Origin of the sequence: Microcoleus sp. BM001215392 (assembly GCF_036700185.1) — a bacterium.
In the GTDB taxonomy this organism is placed as follows: domain Bacteria; phylum Cyanobacteriota; class Cyanobacteriia; order Cyanobacteriales; family Microcoleaceae; genus Microcoleus.
This window is the reverse complement of sequence record NZ_JAUBOJ010000185.1, coordinates 1-4653: the sequence shown is the minus strand read 5'-3', so window position 1 is coordinate 4653 and position 4653 is coordinate 1. Positions and strand designations below refer to the sequence as shown.

2 protein-coding genes are annotated in these 4653 nt (G+C 48.1%); one reads left to right on the top strand and one right to left on the bottom strand.

Features of this window, described 5'->3' with window-relative positions; translation table 11 throughout:
- The coding region (locus tag QT974_RS19285) for an FG-GAP-like repeat-containing protein (RefSeq protein ID WP_333470046.1) at nucleotides 1-2726 on the top strand (2726 nt) is incomplete at its 5' end.
- A gap of 272 nt (nucleotides 2727-2998) precedes the next feature.
- Here QT974_RS19285 and QT974_RS19280 read toward each other — a convergent pair.
- Nucleotides 2999-3958: a GNAT family N-acetyltransferase gene (locus tag QT974_RS19280; RefSeq protein WP_333470045.1), complete on the bottom strand. Its 960-nt coding sequence runs from the start codon at nucleotides 3956-3958 to the stop codon at nucleotides 2999-3001.
- Between the last annotated feature and the right edge of the window lie 695 nt (nucleotides 3959-4653).

Sequence of the window (4653 nt, the reverse complement as noted above, 5' to 3'; positions counted from 1 at the left end):
GCAACACCGCCTCGATCCTGCTCAATACTACCGCCACCAACGCCACCACCCCCACCTTTGCCACCAAAGTTGACTTCACAACTGGCACTAACCCCAACTCCATCAGCATCGGCGACATCAACGGCGACGGCAAACCTGACTTAGCTGTGGCGAACTTCAACAGCAAAACCGTCTCCATCCTGCTTAACACCACCCCCACCAACGCCACCACCCCCACCTTTGCCACCAAAGTTGACTTCCCTGCTGGCAATCGCCCGGCTTCCACCAGCATCGGCGACTTCAACGGCGACGGGAAACCTGACTTAGCTGTGGGAAACCCTGACTTAGCTGTGGGAAACGCCGACAGCAACACTGCCTCCATCCTGCTCAACACTACCGCCACGGGAGCCACCAGCCCCACTTTCGCCCCCCAAGTTACCTTCGCTACTGGCCGTGACCCCTGGTCTGTCACCATCGGCGACATCAACGGCGACGGGAAACCTGACTTAGCTGTGGCGAACGGGAACAGCAGCACCGCCTCCATCCTGCTCAACACGACAACGCCAGTAACTCCCACGCCCACGCCAACACCAGTAACGCCAACACCAACGCCAGTAACGCCAACACCAACGCCAGTAACTCCCACGCCAACACCAGTAACTCCCACGCCAACGCCAGTAACTCCCACGCCAACACGAGTAACGCCAACGAATAAGAACAACCCCCCAGTTGTAAATCTTTCTGCCTTTTCGCAAAGTGGAGCACTAGGTTTTTCTCAAACTGGCAATGTGTTTACCTTGGCTGCAAACACCGATACTGACCCCGATCCTGGCGACAGCATTAATTATTCGATCGCCCTGGCAGATTTCAAGGCGTTGAATTCGTCGGCGTTTACATGGAAAACCGATCTAAATCGCGGTTCCTATCGTCAGCCTGTAAATGGGTCAAGTTTTCCTGAGATTCCTCTCCCTTCATGGTTAACTTTCAATCCCGCAACTCGCAAAATTGAGATCGGCGCGACTCGCCCGCAGAAATTCGACTACTGGATGAAGATAACAGGAACGGATTCGTCTGGTGCCAATGTTAGCGAAATAATCCGCTTCAAGAGTTCTACTTTTGGTGGTTTTGTAATTGACGACTATATAGCCGGTGCGAATGTCTTCTTTGATGCTAACAAAAATGGCATCGCCGATCCGAACGAACCCAAAGGCACAACTGACAGTCAAGGCGCTTATGCTTTTGATATTCCTTTCAGCACTTTTGACACCAATAAGAATGGCAAACTCGATCCCAGTGAAGGAAATTTAGTCGCTTTTGGCGGCACCGACATCGGTACGGGTTTACCCCTAGAAACTCCGCTCAAAGCGACACCCGATGCAGAAGTAATTACTTTACTGACTAGCATGGTATCTGAATTAGCCGATCGCGGTTTGAGCGTTAATGAAGCCAATGCCAAAGTCACCAGCGCTTTCGGTATTCCCAGCGATATACCGCTGAATAATGTCGATCCGATCGCGGCCACCCTAGAGCAACAACCGGGTGGTAAAGCGGTATTAACTGCGATGCTGGTAGCCCAAAACTCGATCACTCAAACAGCGGGATTAATTGAAGGTGCCAGCAATCTGAGTATGGGTGATGCTGTCAAGCAAATAGTTAGCACGATCGCCGATCGCATCCAAACAGGAACCTTAGATTTCACCAAACCCGAACAAGTGGCGGATTTAATTGGAAAAGTGGGCGATCGGGTAAAGGCGATCGATCCTAATTTTAACGCCCAAGAGATATCAGTGGCGGCACCAGCACTAGCCCCGGTAATCGCAGCATCCAATCAACGGATTGTAGGGGCGATCGCAACTAATACCGATCTTACACAACTGCAAAAACAAGTAGCAGCAATCCAAAAAATTGCTTTAGGTGAAACAACTCAAGACTTTAAAGCATTTGGTGCCGGTCAAAAACCCCTCGATTCTCTAGTTGCAGAAAACACGGGTGCGGCGTTAGATCAACAAATTTTGACTGCTAAAACCCCTATAACTCCAACTTCCATAACAATAGCAACGCCACAACCATCGGTATCAAGCAACGCGCGATCGAACTTACCAGAAAACACCCGATTCGGAGATGTTTACCTGCTAACAGATGGCAACGATACCAGCTTCCCAGCAGCAGCATTAGGTTTAAGCGTATTTGCCCTTGGTGGCAACGATTCCTTGAGGGGATTAGACTTCCCAAACACCTATTTTGGGAATCAAGGAGAAGATACTTTAGTAGGTGAAGGAGGTAACGATGAACTAATTGGTGGCAAAGGTTCAGATTCCCTTGTGGGCGGTATTGGCAACGATTTTCTTAGCGGGAATAATGATAACGATATCCTGCTAGGTGGAGAAGGCGATGATACTTTGCGCGGCGGTAAGCAAGATGATATCTTATCAGGCGGTGCGGGTAACGATCTCCTGAATGGCGATTCCGGTTTGGATATCCTCACAGGTGGCGCAGGGAATGATATCTTTGTATTGCAAGATACGGCTACGGAACTATCTCAAGCCGATCTGATTGCTGACTTCACTGCGGATGATAAAATCAAGTTAATTGAGGTCACTTTCAGTCAACTAACTTTTGAGTCAGTTAATGTCATCTTCGATGGTGCAACTGCTGTACCATCAACGGCTATCAAAGTTGGGAATGACTACTTGGGAGTAGTTTATAATGTGAAGCCAACGGCTCTTAATAGTAGCTCATTCTTATAAGATTGAAGCGCTCGATCTGCTGTAGGTAAACGGCACTGCCGTGTCCTCTATCTCTGCATATCAATCCTCAGAAACAAAAGCGCGATCGCCCTTAAGTAAAAAAGGGCGATCGCATGGGAACCCAGAAACCGGGTTTTTTAGGAAAATAATTCGTTGAAGCCGACAAATTTGGTCAAAAACCCGGTTTCTTTGTCGGAGTGCGTAAGTGCTGTGAAATAAGGGCGATCGTACTTTCCCTAAAACCACTACACCAACTCCGCAATAATAAGAATTTACACGGCTTTAGCCCACGACAGCCAAGTTTCCATCGGGCGGAAACCGACTGATTGGTAAAGCTTTGTCGCGCCTGTCAAACTGTCGGCATCGACGCTGAGTTTAGCTGTATTTGCACCCGCCGCTTTTAAGGTGTGCAAACCAGCTAGCAGCATCGCTTTTCCTAATCCCATTTTGCGAAAGTCGCGCCGCGTACCTAATAATTCAATCCAACCGTCTTTTGCGTCGCTGCGGGGGTTTTTTTGGGGTTTGATTTGACAGTCGCAGAAAGCTGCAAATTTACGATCGCCCGAAACAGCAATCAAGTCTAATTCCGGCTGATAATTCTCGTCTTGCATCCAGTATCGCACGGTTTCGGCAGTTAAATCGTGGTGGTTCCAGTGATCGATAAATGACTGGTTGAACATTTCTACCCAGGGTTGGATGTCTTTTTCCCCGGATACGTGCGTCAGCGCAAAATTAGCGGGAAATTCGGGTGCGGGAATTGGTTCGGCGAGCGATCGCGCCATTGTGAGAAAATAGCGATCGACTTCAAAGCCCTCTTTCTGTAACAGCCGCATCTCGTCGCTTTCATCTTCCCGACTGTAGGTGCGCAATTTCGCGGGTAAATTCCGTTGTTTCGAGACTTCGCCCAGCCGCTTTTCGCCCCATTTAATCATATCTTTTTCCAAATCTTGGTCGCGCGCGTTTGGATGCACGTAAAACCACAGACAGCCCTCTATTTCATCCTCGGAATCGGGCATATCTAGGAGTGCTAAACCAATTAGTCTGTAGTTTCCGTCTTCCCACAACTGTACGTCGCGGGCTTTGTCGAGTTTGGGGGCGTCGAGGACAAGCTTGAGTTCGCTGGCGGATACTTCTTCGCCGAGTCGATCGACTGCTTCGCAAGCATCGATTAAATTGGCGATCGCGCACCAGTCACTTTCGCCTTTGTAGGAGCGTGTTGTCAAGATATTCATAGAAAACTTTGCAATCCGTAAATTCGGACTGTTCCTGTTAATGGCTATTGGCAAATGAGTACAGTAATTCGGACATTTTGCGGGTGCATCTGGTGCAAGGCAAATATATCCGTAGGGGCGAAGCATGACCGCATTCAACATGGGATGATAACTAATAACTTATATGCGGTCATGCTTCTTCAGGCTTCAAAAGTGAGATGCACCCCATTTTGCACAAATGTCGGCAACAGGCAGGATGCCTGTTCCACAAGAAACAAGTATTGTTGTGGGGCGGTAATCTTAGCCCGCACCTCAATGGCTTTTAGTTGTTGAGAATGGTGTTGATAAAACTCAGAAACCTGTTTATATCACCCAGGCTTTCAGGTTTTATCTCATAGCGCAATCATAAAAATTGGTTTGCCCTTTTGGGCTAGTTTTGTATTTGAGTTTGAGGTCACAGAAGCGCCCAACATTGGCAAGCAGCGCCCTGGAAGTTATCAAGGCTGATGCTTGAATAACTATTGTTTAAATAAATTTAAGGCAGCTAAGTAAAGAAGTTGTCACCCCCACCGGGTAGTTGATTTTTACTTTTGCTCTGTTTTACAATAAATCCTGTTGCAGGGATTTGTTGCGGGTGCATCTGGCGCAAGGCAAATATGTTTGTAGGGGCGAAGCATGACCTCCGTCAATATGAGATTATAACTAATAACTTATAT

Bases quoted from the DNA above. Each gene is read 5' to 3' on its own strand.
- QT974_RS19280 (WP_333470045.1), bottom strand. From the start codon at position 3,958: ATGAATATCTTGACAACACGCTCCTACAAAGGCGAAAGTGACTGGTGC.